We start from the raw sequence: 22,888 nt of genomic DNA on the forward strand, positions 1-22,888 counted from the left end.
CGTTGGACAAATCCCGCCCTCTTGCCCGGAATCCCGGCATTTCCGCGCAAAGTTATCCACCTGCCCCCGGCCTCCCCTACCCTTCTCCCCGGTGTCACGGAGAAGGCCATGGAATTCGACTGGAAACGGGCAGTGGAGAGGAACCTTGACGACCTGTTGCGGATCGTCGCGCAGCTGTTCCTGATGGCGGGGATAAGGACCGGACGCTCGCTCGTCTTCCTGCCGCGCGCGCTTCGTGCCCGCATCCTGTCGGTCCTGCGTCCCGCCGAGTTCGCCGCCCGGCGGCTGATCGTCATGGCCGCCTGCAAGCTGGAACGGGACGTGACGCTCGGCCCGGAACGCAACGCGGGTCGGCCCGACGCGAACGCGCAGCCGGAAACAGCGCCCGAAGACGGGACGGACAGGGAGCGGGACGCAGAACCGTCCGATGCCGAGCTGCTCTATCTCTACCGCGACCGTCCGTCCTTCCAACTCTTCGACCCGTGGAAGCGCTACGCGCCCTTCCTCTTCGATGTCACCGGGCTGGACGGCCCCTTCGGCCATGCCTTCCTCGAATACGACGACCCGGAAGAAGGCTGGCCCGCCCCGGAGCGCGATCCCGACGAGCTGGTGGACGCCCGCGGCCTCTCGCGCCGCATCCGGGCGCTGGCACTGGCGCTGGGCGATCTCGACGCACAGGCCGCCCGCCTTGCCCGCTGGAAGGCCCGTTTCGAGCGGGCCATCGAGAAAATCCGCGCCGCCGACGCAGGCGAGATCGCCGGCATGACGCCGGATGCCGTCCGCAAGCCCGCACCATGGCGTTTCCGCCCGTTGCGGCCCGGCCTGCCGCCCGGATGGCGAAGGCGGCCGCGAAACGAGATCGGGGAGGTGCTGAAGGAATGCCACACCCTGGCGCTCGACGCATGGAACACGTCGTGAGCGTCGAAAGACAACTCGCACTCGAAAACCCGGCTTCGCAAGCGGGGCGCGGCGTCGATGCCGCTTGCCGGCAGGGATGCCTACCGGCGATCGAACGCCGCCGCGTTTTCCGCCGTCAGTTCGACATCGACGACGATGCTGCCGTCCTCGGCAGACTCCCGGTGCCGCACATGGCCGTGGTCGTAGAGCCAGGCCACGTCGCCATAGCGGTCCGGCGGAATGGAGAAGCGGCGGACGACCAGCGCGCCGGAAACCCGGTCCTCGATTTCCATGAGCAGGCGGTCGATTCCCTCGCCCGTCACGGCCGAGACCGGGATCACCGCCGGGCCGCTCACCGTCCCCTCGGCGCGCGCCAGCATGTCGGCCCTCGCCACCGGGTCCAGCGAATCGATCTTGTTCCAGACCTCGATCACGTGACGCTCGTCTTCCGGGTCGACATCGAGATCGCTCAGGATCTGCGCGACGTCCGACGCCTCCTCGCGCGATGCGTCGCTGGAGATGTCGCGCAAATGCAGCACGATTTCGGCTTCCTGCACTTCCTCCAGCGTGGCGCGGAACGCGGCCACGAGATGAGTCGGAAGATCGGAGATGAAGCCGACCGTGTCCGACAGGATGATCCATGTGCCGCCCGGCAGCCTGACGCGGCGAAGCGTCGGGTCGAGCGTGGCGAACAACATGTCCTCGGCCGTCACCCCGGCACCGGTCAGCCGGTTGAAGAGCGTCGACTTGCCCGCATTGGTGTAGCCGACCAGCGAGACCACGGGCAGCGGCACCTTCTTCCGCTTCGATCGGTGCAGCGTGCGGGTTCGGCGCACTGCTTCCAGCTCCCGCTCGATCCGCTTGATCTTGTCGCGCAGGATTCGCCGGTCCGCCTCGATCTGGGTTTCGCCGGGGCCACCGAGAAATCCCGCGCCGCCGCGCTGGCGTTCGAGGTGGGTCCAGGACCGCACCAGCCGGCCGCGCTGGTAGTTGAGATGGGCGAGCTCCACCTGCAGCGTGCCCTCCCTGGTCTGCGCCCGCCTGCCGAAGATCTCGAGGATCAGGGCAGTGCGGTCGAGCACCTTGGCGTTCCATTCCTTTTCGAGATTGCGCTGCTGCACCGGTGTCAGCGCATGGTCCACGATGACGAGACCGGCCTCCAGCGCCTTCACGACGCCGGCAATCTCCTCCACCTTGCCGCGGCCCAGCAGCGTGGCAGGCTGCGGCCTTGCAACCGGCACGATGGCGCTATGGGTGATGTCGAGGTCGATAGCGCGTGCAAGGCCCTCGGCCTCTACAAGCCGCTCGGCGGCGCTGCGGCGATGCGGTTCGCCCGCCTGGCCGCGCAGGTCCGGCTCGAGAACGACCGCGACGGTCGGCGCGCGCGACCGCTCTTCCATCCGCGGCTTGCCGACGCGGCTGTTCCCGTCGCCTGTCTCGATTTGTTCGCTCAATCGGTTTTCGCCGGTGCGTCCTCGCTCTCGAACATGTTCACCGGCTGGCCCGGCATGATGGTCGAGATCGCGTGTTTATACACCAGCTGCGCATGCCCGTCACGCCGCAACAGCACGCAGAAATTGTCGAATGACGTAACGACCCCGGTGAGTTTTACACCGTTAACGAGGAATATCGTCAGCGGAACCTTTTGTTTTCTGACAGCATTAAGAAACTGGTCTTGCAGGTTCTGGGAGCGATCAGCCATGTCTTGTCCATATCATCGTTTTTTTTATTGAATTAAGCATATTCGGCAGCTGCTTCAATCGGAACTTCGTACAAATCAGATATATTTTTTCAGCTCGCGGAAAAATGACATGGCCGTTTCAGCGAAGCCAGATGCCTGCCGCTCATACCGGCGTCTTTTCCGCGTTGTCGAAGAAGGCGTCGCGCAGGGCGCGGGCCACCGCCCCGGGCCTGCCGTCGCCGACCGGCGCTCCGTCGATTCGCACCACCGGCATGACCACGGTCGTCGCCGCGGTTATGAAGGCTTCGCGCGCGTCCTTGGCCTCGTCGACCGTAAAGGCGCGTTCCTCCACCTCCAGCCCCTCCCGGGCGGCGATGTCCATGACGGTTGCCCGCGTGATGCCGCGCAGGATTCCGAAATCGGCGGGCCGCGTCACCAGCACGCCATTGCCGGTAACGATCCAGGCATTGGTCGCCGCGCCTTCCTTGACCGTGCCGTCACCGTCCACGAACCAGGCTTCGGCGGCGCCGGATTCCTTGGCCTTCTGGCGTGCCAGCACGTTGGGAAGAAGCGCCACCGTCTTGATGTCCACGCGGTCCCACCGGTTCTCCGGCACCGTGATGACGCCGATCCCCTCCTCCGCCCTGGCGGTGGCGGCCTGCGGATCGCTGCTGCGCGCCGTGACGACGAGTGATGGCTTCGCCGATGCGGGAAACACGTGGTCGCGCCGCGCCACGCCTCGCGTCACCTGGAGATACACCATGCCGTCATGCACCCGGTTGCGCCGCACAACCTCGCGCATGATGACGACGAGCGCGTCACGCTCGACCGGCCAGTCCATCTGCAACTCGGCCAGCGATCGCGCCAGCCGGTCGAGATGGCGCGTCATGTCCATGATGTAGCCGCGCGCCACCTCGCAGACCTCGTAGACGCCGTCCGCGAACTGGTAGCCCCGGTCCTCCACATGGACCATGGCGTCCCCGTGATTCCGGTATTGGCCGTTGACATATGCGATGCGAGACACGACAGGCTCCTTGTTTCAGCGCGACAACCAGTATTTGAGATTGAGGATCGCGAACACCGCGATGAACTCCAGGCGCCCGAGCAGCATGATCGCGCACCCGGCATAGCGCTCGAAGGCCGTGAAGTCGCGATAGCCCGGCCAAAGCTCAGGCAGGGCCGCGGCCGGAATATACGCTTCGTAGAGCGGCCCCGCATTGACCAGGAGCGCCATCGCCGAGAGCATCGCCGACTCGAAGGTTCCCGACCCGCCCGCGAGCAGGAATATGCCGACCGCCAGGACCACGAGAGTCAGGATGAGTACCGGCCAGGTCTCGACGATCGACCGTTCATCGTAGTCCGCGCGCGCGATGCGCGTCGGCGTAATCGAGCTGGGATAGATCAGCAGGTTGAGTTCGCGCCTGGACTGCACGAGCATCGCGCCGAGCCTGTGGATCTTCAGTCCGGAAGCCGTAGAGAACACGGCGGCGCCGAGAAACGCGACCGAGAAGACCAGGATCTCGGGCAGCAGCGCGATCACGCCCGGTCTCATCTCGTGCCCCGACGTCGCCACCACGGAGGCGGCGGCGAAGAAGCTTTCGGCGAGAACGCCACCGAAGTCCTGCACGTTCCGCAGCCCGCCGACAGACCGGAATGCCAGTACATAGAGCAGCGTAAGAGCTGCGATGAAACCGCCTACCCACCACGCCTCGCGGTTCCGCCAGATGACCCGCAGCGGGTTCGACAGGTCGTAGCGCTGCCAGAACACGCTGGTCGCGGCGAGTGCCATCACGAAGGCCATGACGACAAGGGTCGCCGGACCGTAATGCGATTCCAGTTCCGTTTCGTTGGGATTGAAGCCGCCGGTGGACACGCTGGTCATGGTCAGATGCGCGGCACCGAGCGTATCCGCCCCGCTTGCTATGTAGGCCAGGAACACGGCCACGGACACACCTACATAGGCGGCAAGCAACGGCGTGTACCGTTTCAGATGCTCCACACCCCCGTCCCGGTCGTCGGACAGATCGGCGCGCCACTCCGAGGCCATTGCCCTCCGCGGCAGCCCGCCGACCGCGAGCGGCGAAAGCACCAGGAAGAGCGACGCCAGGGTCATGAAGCCGCCGATCCATTCCAGCTGGAGACGCCAGAACAGCATCGACTGGGGCATCGCCTCGCGGGCGACGAGGGTCGACGCCCCCGTCGTGGTCAGCCCGGAAACGCTTTCGAAAAGGGCCCGGCCGAATTCCATGTCCAGCACGAGGACAAATGGCGTTGCGCCGATCAACGAGACGATTGCCCAGACGACGACCATCGAGAGGATCAGGCGATTCGGGGTAAGCACGTGCCGGTATCCTAGCGTTGCCGCCGTCGTCACGATGGAAACGAAGGCGCCGGTAGACGCGAGGACGGACAGCCGGATGACGGCCACCTTCTCGCCGAAGGCCAGTCCGATCAATATCGGCGCGACCAGCGAGCCGAAGAAGAGCGCCGCCGCGAATCCGATGAGGAAGATGACGGTCCGCACGCGTTCAACCTTCCCTCATGTTTGCGATACGCCCCATCAGAAGAATTCGAGGCTGACCCGGAACATCTGTTCGACCTGGCGGACCGCCGTCGACATCGCGAAAATGACGACGCGGTCCTTTGCCTTGATCTTGGTATCGCCGTCCGGCTTGAGCACCTCCCCGTCCCGGTAGACGGCGCCGATACGGATATCCTCGGGAAGATCCAGTTCGCGCAACGGCACGCCGACCAGCGGCGACGTTTCCAGCGCCTCGGCCTCGATCACTTCCGCCGATCCCTTCTGCACGCTGTGGACCTGCCGTATGCGACCGCGCCGAACGTGTTGCAACACCCGCGAAATCGTCACCGCACGCGGATTGATGTGCGCGTCGATCCCCAGCTGCTCCGTGAAGCCCTGGTAGGACGGATCATTGATCAGGGCGAGCGTCGACTGGCAGCCTAGGCTCTTCGCCATCACCGCCGACAGGATGTTCACCTGGTCGTCGTTGGTGAGCGATACCATCAGTTCGCTGTCCTCTATATCGGCCTCGACAAGGACTTGCTGGTCAAGGGCGCTGCCATGCAGGACGACCGTCCTGCGCAGCCGGTCGGCAACGGTGACGGCACGGGCGTGATCGCCCTCGATGATCTTCACCTTGGCGCGGGACTGGCGCGCCTCCATCTGCTCCGCGACATACAGGCCGATATTGCCGCCGCCCGCGATGATGATCCGCCGCGCTTCCGCCTCGTCATGCCCGAACAGGCTGAGCGTTCGCTTGACCTGCGGACGTGTCGCGATGACGTAGACCAGGTCGTGTGCGAGCAGTTGGTCCGCGGAATGCGGCACGAACAGCCTGTCGTTGCGCCACACGCCGACAACCGTCGCCGAAAGATCGGGAAACAGCTCGGTCAACTGGCTGAGCGGCGTGTTGATGACGGGGCAATCGTCGCGGCACTCGATGGCCATCATCGTCACGGTGCCCTCGGCGAACTGCACGATGTCCGTTGCGCCGGGGGAGGCGATGCGGCGCAGGACCACGTCTCCGACTTCCCGTTCCGGCGAAATGATCACGTCGATCGGCAGATGTTCGCGGGAGAACAGGTTGTTGTAATGCGCCTGCAGATAGCTCTGCGACCTGATCCGGGCGATCTTGGTCGGCACGTCGAAAAGCGAATGGGCGACCTGGCAGGCCGTCATGTTGACTTCGTCGTACAGCGTCACAGCGATGATCATGTCCGCCTGATCCGCGCCGGCAGCGGCCAGCACGTCCGGATGGCTTCCGTGACCGACAAAACCGCGCACATCAAGCGTATCCCGGATTCGCTGCACCAGCGTGGCGGACATGTCTATGACGGACACGTCGTTCGCTTCAGCGGCGAGTCTCTCGGCAATGCCGTAGCCGACCTGGCCGGCGCCGCAGATGATTACCCGCATTTGGTTCCCGTCCCCGATTGATAGGCGTCAGACGCCGAGCGATTTCAGTTTGCGGTGCAGGGCTGACCGCTCCATACCAACGAATTCGGCTGTCCGCGAGATGTTTCCGCCAAATCGCGAAATCTGCGCGACGAGATAGTCGCGCTCGAATCGCTCACGCGCCTCGCGCAGCGGCAGCGACATGATATGCGCATCGTCGGCGGTTGGTGCCTTTGGCAGGTTCTCGCCGATTTCGGCCGGCAGCTTGTCGACACCGATGACACTGTCCTCGGGCTCGTCCCGCGTCAGGATCATCAGCCGTTCGATGTTGTTCCGCAACTGGCGGATGTTTCCCGGCCAGTCATGAGTCTGCAGGACGGCCATCGCATCATCGCCGATGAATTTGGGGCGGATGCCAGTCTGTTCGCTGATCATCTTCATGAATGACTGGACGAGCAACGGTATGTCCTCGCGCCGCTCGGCAAGCGGCGGCACCTCGATCGGCACGACCGCGAGCCGGTTGAGCAGATCACGGCGAAAACGCTTTGCCTCGATCAGTTCCTCCAGGTTGAAGGCCGTTGAGGAGATGATCCTCACATCGACCTTGACCCGCCGCACCCCGCCGACGCGCTCGAATTCCTGGTCGACCAGCACGCGCAGGATCTTGCTCTGTGTTTCCAGCGGCATGTCGGCGACCTCGTCGATATAGAGAATTCCGCCATGTGCCTGCTCGAGCGCGCCGACCTTCCGCTCGCCGCCATTAGGCTCGGTCCCGAACAGTTCCGTCTCCATGCGGCTGGGCGTGATGGCCGCCGCATTTATGACGACAAAAGGCCCCTCGGCCCGTGTCGATTGCGCATGAATGGCGCGCGCGACCAGTTCCTTGCCGGAACCCGACGGACCGGTGATCAGGATGCGGCTGTTGGTCGGTGCCACGCGGGCGATGGTCTGCCGGAGGTTGTTGATCGCCGCCGAATTGCCGATCAGTTCGGTCGTCTCGCTTGATCGCCGCTTGAGATCCTTCACCTGCATCTTCAGGGATGAGGTCTCCAACGCTCGCTGGGCGACGAGTACTAGCCGGTCGGCCTTGAAAGGCTTCTCGATATAGTCGTAGGCACCACGCTTGATGGCGGATACCGCTGTCTCGATGTTTCCGTGCCCCGAGATCATCACGACCGGCAGGCCGGGATGCATGGTCTGTATCTCGTCCAGAAGCGCCAGTCCGTCCAGTTTGCTGCCCTGCAGCCAAATATCCAGGAAAACAAGGCGCGGCGCACGATCGGCGATCGCCGCAAGGGCGCTGTCGCTGTCACGGGCCGTGCGTGCCTCGTATCCTTCGTCTTCGAGGATGCCGGCGATGATCTCCCTGATGTCCTGTTCATCGTCGACAATCAGAATGTCCGCTTTCATGCTGTCCTCTCGGCTATTGATCGTGCGTCGCCACCGCCGGATATTATTTTCACGGGATCTTCTTTCCCTACGCCGCTCACCTCCGATGCAGGCGCTGGGAACACGAGCCTCACCAATGCTCCCTTTCCGCCGTGAAATTCCGCAGGCGCGTCGTGCAGTTCAAGGCGACCGCCATGGTCCTCCATAATCTTTTTCACGATTGCGAGCCCTAGGCCTGTGCCCTTTTCGCGGGTCGTCATGTAGGGCTCGAGAAGCTTGGCGCGGTTCTGTCGCGGCAATCCCTTGCCGTTGTCGACCACGTCGACCGCAATTTCATCATTCTCGTTCCGATAGGCCCTGACAAGGATGTGCCCTTCTTCCCTCTCATCCGAGTCATCCGCCGCCTGCCGCGCTTCCACGGCCTCGGACGCATTCTTGATGATGTTGCCGATCGCCTGGCCGACCAGCCGATCATCGAAACTGCAGATCAGCGCATCCTCGCCGAAATCCCTCTCGAAAGTGAAGTCGCTGCGGCTGACCTCGACCAGGAATGTCGCTTCGCGCAATGTTTCGCGCAGATCCTTCCGTTCCATCACGGGCTTCGGCATGCGCGCGAATGAGGAGAACTCATCGACCATCCTGCCGATATCGCCCACCTGCCGGATGATCGTGTCCGTGCACTGGTCGAAAACTTCCCTGTCCTCGCCGACGACCTTGCCGTAGCGGCGCCGCAGGCGTTCGGCCGAAAGCTGGATCGGTGTCAGCGGATTCTTGATCTCATGCGCGATGCGCCGCGCCACGTCGGCCCACGCGGTCGCTCGTTGTGCTTCGACCAGGTCGGAGATGTCGTCGATCGTAATGACATGCGTATGGCGTGCGGGCATCTCGAAATCATCCGCCTGTGCTCCCCTTCCCTTCTCTTCGCCTTCGCCATCGTCGACTTCGCGATCCATCGTGACCTGAACGTTGAGCACGCGCTCGCGACCGTTGCGGTCGAGGAAATTCACCTGCTTGCGCGCATCGGGACGACCGCTGTCGCGCACTTCGCTGAGCACATCGGCGACATGCGGCGAAACATCCAGAAGCTTGCTTCCGGGCGCGATTTGCTCGCCGGTGCCGAGGATGGCTGCAGCCGATCCGTTGGACACGGTGATGCAGCCGTCGTCATCGATTCCCATGACTCCGGCCGACACGCCGGACAGGACTGCTTCCGAAAACCGACGGCGCTGGTCGATCAGTTCCGTGGCCCGCAGAATTTCGTCCCGCTGTCCCTTAAGCTGGCCGAGCATGCTGTTGAATGTCTTGCCGAGATAACCCACATCGCCGTCCGACGCGCGCACCGGGACGCGCACGTCGAGATTGCCTTCGGACACCTCCTCTGCCGCGCCGATCAACTGGCGGATCGGCCGCACCAGCCGGTTCGCCACGGCAAGGCCGGTCCAGATCGCGGACACGATGAGGACGAGGGTCAAGCCGAAATAGAGAATCGCGAAGGCGAGCTGCACGTTCTTCCGGTTGGCTTCGAGCCCGGTATACTCGTCGCGGTTCTCCTTCATCAACTGAACCGCGTCCAGCACGTCAGCATCCACCGTCCGGATGGTGTAGAGATACGCATTGGGTATTTCGCGCAACATGATGATCGCGCCGACAAGGTTGGTCACCCCCGGCGGTATCAGAACGGGACCGCCATCCTTAGCCGCGTCCAACGCGTCTTCCGGTGGCAACGGAAGCGGCCGCTCGACCTCTATGTCGGCACTATGGACGACCGTGCCGTCGGGACGAATGACGAATGCCCCGAGCATGCCCCGTCCGCGAGCCTGCTGGGTCAGGAAACGGCGAAACCCCTCCCGGTCGAGGCTGTAAAGGCGCCGTTGGGAGTCGACGGCAAACGCCATGTTGATCGTTGCATCCCGCAGGTTGATGGCATTCTCGTTTATGTAGGACTCGGCGACCTGCAAAGATGATTCGACGATTGTCTTGGTGCGAATCTCGAACCAGCGATCCAGCCCCAGGTCCAGCGTGATGCTGGCAACGATCGCAATGGCGAGGGCCGGAACCGCCGCTATGATCGTGAACAGGCCGACAATACGGACATGAAGCCGCGAGGCTGCCTTGCCGGCCTTTCGCGCACGATAGATCCGGTAGAGTTCAGCACCGATCAGCCACATCAGGGCAAACACGAACAGACCGTTGATCGCAATCGCGGAGAGCGTGACCGTGCTGTCGGGCTGGATCGGCGTGAGTCCGATCAGGACGGCAAATGAGACCCCCGCAGTCAGCAGGGCGCAAACAATTACGACGATACCGCCGATCTGCGACCTTCGGCCATGTGTTCGATCGGAAATGCCGAGATCGATCGCGCCCTTGGCGCTCTGCATCACTGACATTGGGCGACTCTGCTGATCACTGTCGGATGGAGTGCCCAACATGCAACAGAATGTGGCGGTTTTGCAACAAGTGCATGGGTGGACGGATGTTTATCCGCCCTTGAACACGCTCAGACCGTGTTCCTTGATCTTCTTTCGAAGGGTGTTCCGATTGAGACCGAGCACTTCCGCAGCGCGGATCTGGTTCCCCCGCGTCGCGGCAAGCGTAGCCAGTATCAATGGCTGTTCCATTTCTGCAAGCACCCGCTGGTAGAGCCCTGGCGGCGGCAGACTGTCGCCAAAAGAGCGGAAATAGTCCTGCATGTTGTGCTCCACGGCCTGAGCGATCGTCATTTCACCGTGCAGCAGGTCGGCCGGAGCGCTTTCTGCCCCCTCTCCGGCATCGAGTTCGGCGGCCACGATCTCTGCCGTGATCTCTTCCTGCGGATAAAGTGCGCAGAGGCGCCGGATAAGGTTCTCGAGTTCCCGCACGTTGCCCGGCCAGTGATAGCTCGACATCAGCTGCAGCGCCTCGGGCAGGATGCGCTTCGCTTCGAGGCCTTCCTCCTGCACCTTGACCAGGAAATGCTGTACCAGGTCGCCAATATCCTCCAGCCGCTCCCTGAGCGGCGGCATGCGTAGCGGCACCACGTTAAGTCGATAGTAGAGGTCTTCGCGGAAAAGGCCCTGGTTTATCAGGGCCCGCAGATCCTTGTTCGTCGCCGCGACTATGCGAACATTGGTCTTGATCGGAGTCCGACCGCCGACCGTCATGTACTCACCCTGCTGCAACACGCGCAGAAGCCGGGTCTGCGCATCCATCGGCATGTCACCGATTTCATCGAGGAAAAGCGTACCGTTCTCCGCCTGCTCGAACCGACCGGTTGAACGCGCTTGCGCACCGGTAAACGCACCCTTTTCGTGCCCGAACAGTTCGGACTCGATAAGGTCGCGCGGGATCGCTGCCATATTGATTGCGACAAAGGGACCGTTCTTGCGCTTGCCGTATTCATGCAGGGCGCGCGCAACCAGTTCCTTGCCGGTGCCGGATTCACCGTTGATGAGAACCGTCAGATCGGACTGCATCATGCGTGCCAGAACGCGATAGATATCTTGCATTGCCGGCGATCGACCGACCAGAGGCATGCCCTCGGTCTCCGGGTTGACCGCTTGCGTCTGGCCATCACCATTCTTCCGCCGGGATTCGGCAAGTGCCCGTCCGACAATGCCTGTCAGTTCCACAAGGTCGAACGGCTTCGGAAGGTATTCGTATGCCCCCTTCTCGGACGCCCGGATGGCCGTCATGAAAGTGTTCTGCGCACTCATGACGATGATGGGAAGGTCCGGACGCACCTTGCGCATGCGCGGCAACAGGTCAAACAGGTTGTCGTCCGGCATTACGACATCGCTTACCACGACATCGCCCTCTCCGGCAGCAACCCAGCGCCACAGTGTCGACGCATTCGAGGTCACACGTACATCGTACCCGGCGCGTGACAACGCCTGGCTGACTACCGTGCGTATGGCCGCGTCATCATCCGCGACGAGAACGGACCCCTTCATGGCTGTTCATCTCCAGCAGGTGACTCGACATTCGCGACCGCGGCGCGCGGTGCGGCCGGCATGAGTATCCGGAAAACCGTCCTGTTCGGCTGGGAGTCGCACTCGATGACTCCCCCGTGATCCCCGACGATCTTCGCGACCAGCGCCAGTCCGAGGCCGGATCCATTCGGCTTGGTCGTTATAAACGGATCGAACATGTGCATCTGAATGTCCTCGGGCACGCCCGCACCATTGTCCTCCACGCTGAATTCCAACGGCAAAGCCACGCGCTCATTGGCGCCGGGTATGGAGAGCCGCACACCCGGCCGGAATGCGGTGCGCAGTCGAATTTGCGGATTCTCGCGATTCTCACAGGCTTCGCTGGCGTTCTTCACCAGATTGAGAAAAACCTGAATCAACTGATCCTTGTTGCCCAAGACAAGCGGCAGGGATGGATCGTAGAATTTCTGGAACTCGATGTCGCGCGCGAAGCCCGAGACCGCGATCTTGTGCACCCGGTCCAACACCACGTGGATATTCACCGCTTCGCGTTCGATCGGTCGCTCGTCGGAAAAGACTTCCATGCGATCGACCAACGATACGATCCGGTCTGTCTCCTCGCGGATCAGGCCGGTCAGCGCGCGATCCTCATCGCCGACGACCGTTTCCAGCAACTGCGCCGCGCCCCGGATACCCGACAGCGGATTCTTGATCTCGTGCCCGAGCATCGAAGCAAGACCGGTAACGGAGCGGGCCGCGCCGCGATGCGTCATCTGGCGATCGAACTTTTCGGCCATCGATCGCTCGCGGAAGACGATTACCATCGCACCGGGATCGTCGGATACCGGTGTCACATGTACATCCACGATACGTTCGCTACCGAGCCGCGGAGAGGATAGGTCAAGGCGGTATTCATTGACAGGCGACTCGTGCTCGCGCACCTGTTCGATCAGGGCCAGCAGGGGACTGGAGAACGGAACGAAGTCATGTATCCGCGTTTTGGCGAGCTGACTTCTGGATGAAGAAAAGAAATACTCGGCCTCCAGATTGGCGAACGCAATGGAATCATCCTGGTTCAGCAGCACCACCGGATCGCGCAAAGTATCCAGGACCTTCAGCGCGAGTGCCGGGTCAGGTGTGGTGTCTTTCTTGCGCAGGGTGAATGCCATCACGCCGCCCTCGCTTTCGGGCCAGCCTCGGAAAATGCGCTTCCGATCAATCGGATAACCTCTTCCGGACGGCTATTTGTCATGATCGCCTTGCGAAGCTGACCGTTCGCCACGGCTGGATCGGCATGGCGGTCGAGGTACCAGCCGAGGTGCTTGCGCGCATGTCGAATACCCACTTCGGTACCGTAATGCACAAGCATGTCTTCATAGTGCGCCACCACATAGTCTGCCATGTCATCATTCGCGGGCGGCGGCGTGTCGCTGCCGGCAAAGCCGGCAGCCTGCGCGATACGGCCAGCCAGCCATGGCTGTCCGTAGCAGGCGCGCCCTACCATGACCGCATCCGCGCCGGATGCCGCGCAAGCCCGCTGCGCGTCTACCAGGGACGTTATGTCTCCATTGACCACGAGCGGAACCGAAACCGCCTCTCGCACTGCGGCGATCCGCTCCCAGTCGGCACGACCGGTGTAGAACTGGCAACGCGTTCGTCCGTGCACGGTGATCATCTTTACCCCGGAATCCTCGGCCCGCTTCGCCAGCTCCGGAGCATTGATGCTGCTCACATCCCACCCCAGGCGCATCTTCAGCGTGACAGGCACCTTCACCGCCGAGACCGTCGCCGTGATAAGCGACATCGCGTGATCGAGGTCGCGCATCAAAGCCGATCCGGCATATCCGCCCGTCACCTTCTTGGCCGGGCACCCCATGTTAATGTCGATGATATCCGCGCCTTCGCCTTCGGCTATCCGGGCCGCCTCGCCCATCCACCTCGCTTCACGTCCGGCCAATTGCAACATGCGCACGGACAGCCCTTCGCCCCGCGCGCGCTGACGGCTCTCGGTCCGCGCCTTGCAGAATTCCTCGCTGGCAATCATCTCGGTAACAACGAGCCCGGCACCATGTGACTGGGCGCGCTTCCGGAACGGGAGATCGCTCACCCCGGACATCGGTGCCAGAAATACGCGGTTGACCAGCGTAACCGAACCAACGTCCAGCGGTTTTCCCAATTTGCTCATTGTCAACGATGACTGCTTCTTAGGCAAAAATGCATCATGCCCAATTGTTAGACAGATAAGTCCGGTTGTGCAATCGCCACCTTGTGCTAAAGCAGGCGGGCGCGACGATTTTTCGCGTCGGGCACACCACTGCCCGCAACCGACCACGTAGATAAGAACCGAATGCAACTCAAGCCCGATTTCGCGGTCGCCATCGTTGCAGCCGGGCGGGGCGAGCGCGCCGGCGGGGATGGTCCGAAACAATACCGTTCCCTCGCGGGCATCCCGGTGATTGCCCGCACCGTGCAGGCATTTCGCGATTGGCAACCGGATTGCCGCATTGTCGTCGTTCGTCACAATGACGACGAAGCCTTGCTGGCAAATGCCCTTGGGGACCAGCTGGCCACCGTTACGGCGGTTCCCGGCGGACCGTCCAGGCAGGCCTCGGTCCTCTGCGGCTTGCGAGCCCTTGCCGAAAGCGGGCGTCCCCCCGCACATGTTCTTGTCCACGATGCGGCGCGGCCGTTTGTCTCGCCCGGTCTTCTCGACCGGATGATGGCCGCGATCACGGATGATCCCGAAGCAGGCGTCATCCCCGGCCTGCCCGTCACCGAAACGCTGAAGAAGGTTGGCAACGGTCGGTTGATCGACCAAACGGTGCCGCGCAACAACCTTTATCGGGCACAAACGCCGCAGGCCTTTCCCTTTGCAAGGATCCTGGAACTTCATGAACGAGCAGCATCGGAGACCGAGTTCGAGTTCACCGACGACGCGTCGCTCTACGAATGGGCCATGATGCCCGTCCACGTCATCGAGGGCGACACCCGGAACTTGAAGCTGACCTATCCAGACGATTTTGCCGAGGCAGAACGCATGCTGACATCCGAGCCGAGAGACGCCATTCCCGATATCCGTGTCGGCCATGGCTACGACACCCATCAGCTCATCGCGGGCGACTCGGTCATTCTATGCGGTGTCGAAATCCCCCATGATCGCAGCCTTTCAGGTCATTCCGATGCCGATGTCGGCCTTCATGCCCTGACCGATGCACTGCTGGCCACCATCGGCGCCGGCGATATCGGCAGCCATTTTCCGCCAAGCGACCCGCAATGGAAGGGTGCATCTTCCGACATTTTTCTTGATCACGCGGCGGCGCTCGTTCGCAATGCCGGCGGGCGCATTACCCATTGCGATGTTACAATTGTCTGCGAGGCGCCGAGGATTGGTCCGCATCGCGACGCCATGCGCAAGGCTGTCGCGGACACAATCGGCATTGACGTCGGACGCGTCTCGGTCAAGGCGACAACCAACGAAAAGATTGGCTTTGTGGGAAGACAGGAAGGCATCGTGGCGCTGGCTACGGCTACTGCAGTCTTTCCCACCCAGGGAGACATATCCGATGAATGACAATGGCATTCCCGACGAGGTCCACGACCGTGTCAGTGCCCTTCTCGATCTGTGCACGGACAAAAAGGTATTGGTCGCAACGGCCGAATCCTGCACCGGAGGCCTTGTGTCGGCGACACTGACAGAGATACCGGGCTCGTCTGCAATGCTGGACCGTGGCTTCGTTACCTATTCGAACGAAGCTAAATCGGATTTGCTCGGCGTGCCAGCGGAGATGATCGAACGCCATGGTGCCGTATCCGGTGAGGTCGCGGCTGCGATGGCAGAGGGTGCGCTCGCCCGCTCAAATGCAGATGTAACGATCGCCATTACGGGCATCGCCGGTCCGGACGGCGGCACGGATCTGAAACCGGTCGGCCTCGTCTGGTTCGGCTGCGCGGCGAACTGGGCTCCGACATTCGTTCACAAGTCCGTCTTTCCGAGCCAAGGCAGGGCATTCATTCGCCAGGCGGCGGTAATGACGGCCATCGAGATACTGACGGGAACGGTCAAGCTGGCGCCGGACGCGAGCATGGAAGTCTAGGCATTCGCTACCGTGCGCTCGGGATCGCCGTAGATCGCCACAGCCCGGTTCCTGAACGCCTGCGAAAACATGTGAAAGGCCTTGTCGAACATGGCCCCCATCAGCATGCCCAATGCCCGGTTCCGGAATTCGTAGTCAATGCAGAAATGCACGTTCGAACCGCCTCCAAGCCGGTCCTCGAAGCGCCACCTGTTGTCGAGGTAGCGGAACGGCCCGTCGACATAGGACACATCGATCGCCAGTTCATCGGGCTTCAGAAGCACCTGAGTGGTAAAGGTCTCGCGCACCATCTTGTAGCCGACCGTCATGTCCGCGACCAGCATCGTCTTGCCATCGCGCTCGCGCCGATCCCTGATCCTGAGCGCTTCACACATCGGCAGGAATTCGGGATAGCGTTCGATATCCGCCACCAGTTCGAACATCTGCGCGGCGCTGTGCGGGACGGGCGTCGTGTCCTGAAACTTCGGCATGCTCGGTTCCGGTTCAGGCCGCGCGAGTCTTCGCTTCGCGCGCGGCTTTCAGCCTTGCAAAATCATCGCCTGCATGATGCGACGACCGCGTCAGCGGGCTGGCCGACACCATCAGGAAGCCCTTCGAATATGCGATTGTCTCGTACGACTTGAACTCCTCCGGCGGCACGAACCGAACAACCGGATGATGTTTCTTCGTCGGCTGCAGATACTGTCCTATGGTCAGGAAGTCGACATCCGCCGAACGCAGGTCGTCCATCAATTGCAGCACCTCGTTCCGCTCCTCGCCGAGACCGACCATGATGCCGGACTTTGTGAAGATCGTCGGATCGATTTCCTTGACCCGCTGCAGCAGCCGGATCGAATGGAAGTAGCGCGCGCCCGGTCGCACCGTCAGGTAGTTCGACGGCACCGTTTCCAGGTTGTGGTTGAACACGTCCGGCTTCGCGGCCACGACCTTTTCCAGCGCGCCTTCCTTGCGCAGGAAGTCAGGCGTCAGGATCTCGATAGTTGTACCCGGCGCATGCGTCCGGATCGCCTCGATAACCTCCACGAAATGCCGGGCGCCGCCATCGTCCAGATCATCCCGATCGACCGAGGTAATGACGACGTGTTGCAGTCCCATCGTCTTGACCGCGTTCGCGACATTTTCCGGCTCTTCGGGATCCAGCGGCGCGGGCTTGCCTGTGGCGACATTGCAGAAGGCACAGGCCCGCGTACAGATCTCGCCCATGATCATGAACGTCGCGTGCTTCTTTTCCCAGCACTCACCGATATTCGGGCAACCCGCTTCCTCGCACACCGTCACGAGGTTGTGCGACTTGACGATCTCCCGCGTATCGGAATAGCCGCGCGACGTCGGGGCCTTGACCCGAATCCATTCCGGCTTGCGCATCTGCACCGGCTGATCGGGGCGATGCGCCTTTTCCGGGTGCCTCGGCCGCTTTTGGCCTTCAATCGTGTCGAGCACTGTGACCATGTCAATTCATCCTAACCGCGCGACGCATGCGCCAACGCCTTGAAAATAATGAGCCAGACAGCACCGAACAAGGCACCGGCACCCGTCATCAACACGGCGACGATCCAGATTGCCTGCCACCCCGACACTGTAATACCGCCGAGCGATACCGCGGTTCCGCTACGCGCCACCGCCAGCCCGGCAAGCATGCCCAGAATGGCAAAGATAACTACGCATATCCTGAACACGCGCATTCCGGCACTTCGCCAATGATCCTCGTCGCGGGCAAGCGGCATCCGGCTTCTCCTACGCGTTCAACACGCGCCCATAGGCATCGAGCACGCTTTCCTTCATCATTTCTGAAAGCGTCGGATGGGGGAAGACCGTGTGCATCAACTCTTCCTCGGTGGTCTCAAGGTTCATCGCGACGACGAATCCCTGTATCAGTTCCGTCACTTCAGCGCCGACCATGTGGGCGCCCAGCAGCTGCCCCGTCTTCTTGTCGAAGATTGTCTTCACCAAGCCCTGATCCTCGCCAAGAGCGATAGCCTTGCCATTTGCGCCGAACTGGAAGCGACCGACGCGAATATCGTATCCGGCTTCCTTGGCCTTCGCTTCCGTCAGACCGACCGATGCCACCTGCGGGTGACAATAGGTGCATCCCGGGATTACCGACTTGTCCAGCGGGTGCACTCCCGGCACGCCAGCAATCTTCTCCACGCAGATCACCCCCTCATGCTCTGCCTTGTGCGCCAGCATCGGCGGGCCCGCGACGTCGCCGATGGCATATATGCCATCGACATTTGTCCGGCCGTAGCCATCGACCTCGACGCAACCGCGGTCTGTCTTCACGCCGATGGCCTCAAGTCCGATATTCTCGATATTGCCCTGGACACCAACGGCCGAAATCAGCCGGTCAGCCTCGATGGCCTGTGTCTTTCCATCCTTGGTCTCGACATGTGCAACGATCGAATTCGCCTTCTTGTCGACCTTCGTCACCTTTGCCTCGGTGATGATCTTCAGCCCGTGCTTTTCCAGCTGCTTGCGGGCGATGCCGGAAATCTCCGCGTCTTCCACCGGCATGATCTGCGGCATCAGCTCGACAACCGTCACGTCGACGCCCATCGAATTATAGAACGAGGCGAACTCGATACCGATGGCACCCGAGCCCATGACGACAAGCTTTTTCGGCATTTCCTCGGGAACCATGGCCTCGAAATAAGTCCAGATCAGCTTGCCGTCCGGCTCGATACCGGGCAGCGTCCGCGGCCGCGCGCCGGTGGCAACGATGATGTGCTTGGCAGTGTACTCGCCCTCGCCCTTGACGCCCTTCGGCACCGGGTTCTGCGGTTCCATGGGCTTCTTGGACGACTTGCCGACCACGACCTTGCCCTTGCCGGCAAGCCTGGCCTCTCCCCAGATGACATCGATCTTGTTTTTCTTCATCAGGAAGCCGACACCGCCATTCAGGCGCGCCGATACACCGCGCGAACGGTCAACTACCGCCTTAACGTCGGCTCGGACGGTACCGTCGACCTTGAGACCGTAATTCGTGGCATGGTTGGCATAGTCCATCACCTCGGCGGAGCGAAGCAGCGCCTTGGTGGGAATGCAGCCCCAATTGAGGCATATGCCACCGAGATGTTCGCGCTCGACAATTGCGGTCTTGAGCCCGAGTTGGGCGGACCGGATGGCAGCGACATAGCCTCCAGGCCCGGAGCCGATGATGATGACGTCGTAAGCGTTCGACATGGGTGCTTCCACTCCTTGGCGTTTCGTCCTGCCGGGTTCCATGCCCGGCTGCCGGTTCCGGGAGTGGAAGCACGGAATTGCCCCTAGTCGCCGATTTCAGGGGCGGGCTCCGGCTTTACCAGCATCCCGTAGATTTCATCCTTCAAAGCCATGCGCCTCTTGCGCATTTCGTTCATGCGCGCATCGTCACATGGCTCGACATTGGTCTCGGCACGATGAATGGCCCGGTTAAGCTCGTGATACTCATTCGATATCCGGTAGAAGTGACCATCCGTCTCCCGCAGGTGATGGAGCTGGGTCACGAATTCGGGAAATTCCTCTGCCAGTTCGTGCGGGACATGGGTCATCGCGATTCCTCCTGTTCAAACGCGTTCACCCAACTCTAGGTCCCTCGACCAAATCCTCCTTGATTCCTGTCAATCTACAATCCGAGCATCAGAGAGACGACCGGCGCCAGTGCCTTGCCGATCGCCTTGGAGTTCGCCGCATCGAGATGTATCCCGTCAAGCGGCGACGTCTTCGCTACAGATGCCGCGTCATAGAAGCCGCACTCCAGATCATCCGCCAGGTCGGCATACATGGATCCGAGCATGTGCGACTCCTCGATCTTTCCGGCAAACATCGCGGCGAAGTCGGGATTGTTGGTCTCGCAGAGCGGCGGCGGCGCAACGATCAGCACCTCCGGTACGCCCGCATCGAGCGACCAGTCGTGATGCCGAATGATGCTGACGAGCCGCGCTATCCCTTGCTTCGCCGCTATCGCCTGGCCGTGCACGGAAGGTTTCAGGTCGTTCGTTCCGAGCATGATGATGACGAGGTCGAGCGGCTTGTGCGTCGCCAGCAAAGTCGGTAGCAGCCGCGCACCGTTGCGGTCCGCTTCGCCCAGATGATCGTCGAACGCAGTGGTCCGGCCATTGAGGCCTTCCGAAACAACCTCTACCCGGCCGCCCAGCGCATCGGCGAGCGCAACCGGCCACCGATCCTCGCGGGCATGCCGGCCCGGTCCCGCCGGATCGTAGCCCCAGGTCAGGGAGTCGCCAAAGGCAAGGACCGTCTTCATCCGCGTCGCCTCAAACCAGCAGGCTCATCGGGTTCTCGATGTATCCCTTGAAGGCCGCGAGCAATTCGGCGCCGAGCGCCCCGTCGACGCAGCGGTGGTCAGTCGACAAGGTCACGGTCATCACCTGCGCGATCGTCAGTGCACCGTCTTTCACGACAGGCCGCTGCTCGCCCGCGCCGACAGCGAGGATGGTTGCATGCGGCGGGTTGACGACGGCCGAGAAGTTTTTCACGCCCATCATGCCCATGTTGGAAACCGCCGTCGTGCCGCCTTGGTATTCCTGCGGCTGGAGCTTCCGCTCCTTGGCCCGCTTGCCGAGGTCGCGCATCTCGTTGGAGATTGCGGAAAGCGTCTTGAGCTCGGCGTTGCGGATGATCGGCGTAATGAGGCCGCCCGGAATGGAGACGGCAACACCCACATCCACATGCTTGTGTTTGACCATTGCTTCGTCAGTCCACGACACGTTCGCGTCGGGCACGTCGCGCAGCGCGAGAGCCAGCGCCTTGATCACCATGTCGTTGACGGACAGCTTGTATGCGGGCCTGTCATCCCTGCGCGGTGCAGCCGAATTTAGTTCGGTGCGAAGCTTGAGAAGTGCATCCAGTTCGCAGTCGACCGATACGTAGAAATGCGGGATCGTCTGCTTGGCCTCCTGGAGCCTGCGGGCAATCGTCTTGCGCATGCCGTCATGCTTGACCAGTTCGTAGGAACCCTCCTCGAACAGATTCAATACGGCTTCGCTGGACGGCGCCGACGCAACGGGAGCGGACGCTGTCTTGTCGACAGCAGCCCCGGCAGCCGGAGCAGCCTGGGCGCCGCCGGCAATCGCGGCTTCAACGTCGCGCCTGACAATGCGGCCACGCGGCCCGCTTCCGGTGATCGCGGTAATATCGATGCCTTCCGCCCTCGCTATACGCCGGGCGAGCGGAGATGCGAACACCTTTCGACCATCCTTCGTCGGCACCGGACCTGCCTTCATATCGTCGGGTACGGTCGGAGCCGGGGCAGCCTTGTGCTGTCCGGACGACGGCGCCTGTTCCCCCCCGCTGGCAGACACGGGAGCGGCCTTCGGCTCTTCCATGGAAGGCGTCGCTGCCGCCGATCCGGCGGTAGCAGCAGCCTCGCTCGCGTCCTCGCCCTCCGCGGCCAGGACAGCGATCAAGGCATTGACCTTCACGCCTTCCGTGCCTTCCGGGACGACGATCTTGGCGACAGTACCTTCATCCACCGCTTCGACTTCCATTGTCGCCTTGTCGGTTTCGATTTCGGCAATCACGTCGCCGGCCGAAACGCTGTCGCCTTCCTTGACCAGCCACTTGGCAAGATTGCCTTCCTCCATGGTCGGGGAAAGCGCGGGCATGGTGATGTTGATCGGCATGATGTCCTCCTCAGCCCGCGTAGGTGACGGCTTTCACCGCGTCGACGACCTCGCCGACATTCGGCAGCGCCAGCTTCTCGAGATTTGCCGCATAAGGCATCGGCACATCCTTGCCGGTAACCGAAATCACTGGCGCATCCAAATAGTCGAAGGCCTGCCGCTGAACCTGGTTGGCTATGAAGTCGCCCACCGAGCTTTGCGGGAACCCTTCCTCGACGGTTACCAGGCGGCCCGTCTTCTTCACGCTCTCGACAACCGTCGGCAGATCCATCGGCCGAAGCGTGCGCAGGTCAATGACCTCGCAGTCGATACCGGCGCCGGCCAGTTCCTCGGCCGCCTTTACGGCATAGGTCATGCCGATGCCGAAGGAAACGATCGTGCAGTCGGCACCGGACCGGTGAATGCGAGCCTTGCCGATCGGAAGCACGAAATCGTCCAGCTTTGGCACGTCGAACGTCTGGCCGTAAAGAATCTCGTTTTCCAGGAAGATCACCGGATTCGGATCGCGGATTGCTGCCTTGAGAAGTCCCTTGGCATCTGCCGCTGTATAAGGCTGGATCACCTTCAGTCCCGGAATGTGGCTGTACCAGGCAGCGTAGTCCTGGCTGTGCTGGGCGGCGACGCGCGCCGCCGCACCGTTAGGGCCGCGGAACACCATCGGCGCACCCATCTGCCCGCCGGACATGTACAGCGTCTTGGCCGCCGAATTAATGATCTGGTCGATCGCCTGCATGGCGAAATTGAAGGTCATGAACTCGACGATCGGCCGTAGGCCGCTCATGGCGGCACCGACGCCGATACCCGCAAATCCGTGCTCGGTGATCGGCGTGTCGACAACGCGTTTCGGCCCGAACTCGTCCAGCAGCCCCTGGGTAACCTTGTAGGCGCCTTGGTATTCCGCGACCTCCTCGCCCATGACGAATACGCTCTCGTCCTTGCGCATTTCCTCGGCCATCGCGTCACGCAACGCCTCGCGCACAGTGGTCGCAACCATCTCTGTGCCTTCCGGAATGTCCGGGTCGGATGCAACGGCATCTTGCTTCGGAGCCGCCGGAACAGGTGCAGAAGCGGGTTCCGCCGTATCCGTCACATCGGGAACCGCGGCAGGCGCCCCGGCTTTTCCTATGTCGTCCGCGCTTTCCCCATCCTGCAGAAGCACGGCAATCGGCGTATTCACCTTCACGCCTTCGGCTCCCTCGTCGACGAGGATCTTGCCAATGACGCCTTCATCGACGGCCTCGACTTCCATGGTCGCCTTGTCGGTCTCGATCTCGGCAATCACGTCGCCGGCCGCGACGCTGTCACCTTCCTTTTTCAGCCACTTGGCCAGATTGCCCTCCTCCATGGTCGGGGAGAGCGCGGGCATCAGAATTTCGATCGGCATG

Annotated in this window: 21 protein-coding genes; 3 read left to right on the forward strand and 18 right to left on the reverse strand. The window is 62.1% G+C overall.

The features are described 5' to 3' along the window. Positions 1-108 precede the first annotated feature (108 nt). Positions 109-918, forward strand: coding sequence for a hypothetical protein (locus HTY61_RS06720; protein ID WP_175276063.1), 810 nt, complete (start codon positions 109-111; stop codon positions 916-918). An 80-nt stretch (positions 919-998) separates the two neighbouring features. On the opposite strand, the gene hflX is transcribed toward HTY61_RS06720, so the two are convergent. The 10 genes from hflX to dusB form a co-directional block, all read right to left on the reverse strand. After that, positions 999-2,297, reverse strand: a complete 1,299-nt coding sequence (gene hflX / locus HTY61_RS06725; protein WP_175278455.1) for a GTPase HflX — start codon at positions 2,295-2,297, stop codon at positions 999-1,001. Positions 2,298-2,347: 50 nt separating this feature from the next. Next, positions 2,348-2,599, reverse strand: coding sequence for an RNA chaperone Hfq (gene hfq / locus HTY61_RS06730; RefSeq protein ID WP_175276064.1), 252 nt, complete (start codon positions 2,597-2,599; stop codon positions 2,348-2,350). 142 nt (positions 2,600-2,741) lie between these two features. Beyond that, positions 2,742-3,602, reverse strand: a complete 861-nt coding sequence (locus HTY61_RS06735; RefSeq protein ID WP_175276065.1) for a D-amino-acid transaminase — start codon at positions 3,600-3,602, stop codon at positions 2,742-2,744. A 15-nt stretch (positions 3,603-3,617) separates the two neighbouring features. Continuing rightward, entirely contained in the window at positions 3,618-5,102 is a 1,485-nt protein-coding gene (locus tag HTY61_RS06740) for a TrkH family potassium uptake protein (RefSeq protein ID WP_175276066.1), read from the reverse strand. A gap of 36 nt (positions 5,103-5,138) precedes the next feature. Beyond that, positions 5,139-6,515, reverse strand: coding sequence for a Trk system potassium transporter TrkA (trkA, locus tag HTY61_RS06745; RefSeq protein WP_175276067.1), 1,377 nt, complete (start codon positions 6,513-6,515; stop codon positions 5,139-5,141). A gap of 27 nt (positions 6,516-6,542) precedes the next feature. Continuing rightward, a complete protein-coding gene (gene ntrX, locus HTY61_RS06750) occupies positions 6,543-7,904 on the reverse strand; it encodes a nitrogen assimilation response regulator NtrX (RefSeq protein ID WP_175276068.1) in 1,362 nt (453 codons plus the stop codon). Next, positions 7,901-10,270 carry a sensor histidine kinase NtrY-like gene (locus HTY61_RS06755; RefSeq protein ID WP_175276069.1) on the reverse strand — a complete coding sequence of 790 codons (2,370 nt, stop codon included), beginning with the start codon at positions 10,268-10,270 and terminating at the stop codon, positions 7,901-7,903. Before HTY61_RS06755 ends, ntrX begins: the two co-directional genes overlap by 4 nt. 90 nt (positions 10,271-10,360) lie before the next feature. Continuing rightward, positions 10,361-11,812, reverse strand: a complete 1,452-nt coding sequence (gene ntrC / locus HTY61_RS06760) for a nitrogen regulation protein NR(I) (protein WP_175276070.1) — start codon at positions 11,810-11,812, stop codon at positions 10,361-10,363. After that, the gene (locus HTY61_RS06765) at positions 11,809-12,960 is read right to left on the reverse strand and encodes a two-component system sensor histidine kinase NtrB (protein ID WP_175276071.1); all 1,152 of its coding nucleotides are present in this window, start codon (positions 12,958-12,960) and stop codon (positions 11,809-11,811) included. Before HTY61_RS06765 ends, ntrC begins: the two co-directional genes overlap by 4 nt. Beyond that, positions 12,960-13,976, reverse strand: a complete 1,017-nt coding sequence (dusB, locus tag HTY61_RS06770; RefSeq protein ID WP_175276072.1) for a tRNA dihydrouridine synthase DusB — start codon at positions 13,974-13,976, stop codon at positions 12,960-12,962. Before dusB ends, HTY61_RS06765 begins: the two co-directional genes overlap by 1 nt. A gap of 162 nt (positions 13,977-14,138) precedes the next feature. On the opposite strand from dusB, the gene HTY61_RS06775 reads away from it, so the two are divergent. Then, on the forward strand, positions 14,139-15,362 hold the full coding sequence (locus HTY61_RS06775) for a bifunctional 2-C-methyl-D-erythritol 4-phosphate cytidylyltransferase/2-C-methyl-D-erythritol 2,4-cyclodiphosphate synthase (protein WP_175276073.1): 1,224 nt from the start codon (positions 14,139-14,141) through the stop codon (positions 15,360-15,362). After that, entirely contained in the window at positions 15,355-15,885 is a 531-nt protein-coding gene (locus HTY61_RS06780) for a CinA family protein (RefSeq protein WP_175276074.1), read from the forward strand. The genes HTY61_RS06775 and HTY61_RS06780 overlap by 8 nt, the downstream gene beginning before the upstream one ends. Here the strand turns inward: HTY61_RS06780 and HTY61_RS06785 are convergent. From HTY61_RS06785 to HTY61_RS06820, 8 genes are all read right to left on the reverse strand, one after another. Next, positions 15,882-16,355, reverse strand: coding sequence for a type II toxin-antitoxin system RatA family toxin (locus tag HTY61_RS06785; protein WP_175276075.1), 474 nt, complete (start codon positions 16,353-16,355; stop codon positions 15,882-15,884). The two genes, HTY61_RS06780 and HTY61_RS06785, sit on opposite strands and share 4 nt — an antisense overlap. 13 nt (positions 16,356-16,368) lie before the next feature. Next, the gene (lipA, locus tag HTY61_RS06790; RefSeq protein WP_175276076.1) at positions 16,369-17,334 is read right to left on the reverse strand and encodes a lipoyl synthase; all 966 of its coding nucleotides are present in this window, start codon (positions 17,332-17,334) and stop codon (positions 16,369-16,371) included. 11 nt (positions 17,335-17,345) lie between these two features. Next, a complete protein-coding gene (locus HTY61_RS06795) occupies positions 17,346-17,609 on the reverse strand; it encodes a hypothetical protein (protein WP_175276077.1) in 264 nt (87 codons plus the stop codon). A gap of 10 nt (positions 17,610-17,619) precedes the next feature. Further along, positions 17,620-19,065 carry a dihydrolipoyl dehydrogenase gene (lpdA, locus tag HTY61_RS06800; RefSeq protein WP_175276078.1) on the reverse strand — a complete coding sequence of 482 codons (1,446 nt, stop codon included), beginning with the start codon at positions 19,063-19,065 and terminating at the stop codon, positions 17,620-17,622. A gap of 83 nt (positions 19,066-19,148) precedes the next feature. After that, a complete protein-coding gene (locus HTY61_RS06805; protein ID WP_175276079.1) occupies positions 19,149-19,412 on the reverse strand; it encodes an HP1242/YdcH family protein in 264 nt (87 codons plus the stop codon). A 74-nt stretch (positions 19,413-19,486) separates the two neighbouring features. Continuing rightward, the gene (locus HTY61_RS06810; RefSeq protein ID WP_175276080.1) at positions 19,487-20,125 is read right to left on the reverse strand and encodes an SGNH/GDSL hydrolase family protein; all 639 of its coding nucleotides are present in this window, start codon (positions 20,123-20,125) and stop codon (positions 19,487-19,489) included. 10 nt (positions 20,126-20,135) lie between these two features. Next, positions 20,136-21,503, reverse strand: coding sequence for a pyruvate dehydrogenase complex dihydrolipoamide acetyltransferase (locus HTY61_RS06815; protein WP_175276081.1), 1,368 nt, complete (start codon positions 21,501-21,503; stop codon positions 20,136-20,138). 10 nt (positions 21,504-21,513) lie between these two features. Continuing rightward, positions 21,514-22,887 carry a pyruvate dehydrogenase complex E1 component subunit beta gene (locus tag HTY61_RS06820; RefSeq protein WP_175276082.1) on the reverse strand — a complete coding sequence of 458 codons (1,374 nt, stop codon included), beginning with the start codon at positions 22,885-22,887 and terminating at the stop codon, positions 21,514-21,516. Position 22,888 lies beyond the last annotated feature (1 nt).

Origin of the sequence: Oricola thermophila, assembly GCF_013358405.1 — a bacterium.
Classification (GTDB): domain Bacteria; phylum Pseudomonadota; class Alphaproteobacteria; order Rhizobiales; family Rhizobiaceae; genus Oricola; species Oricola thermophila.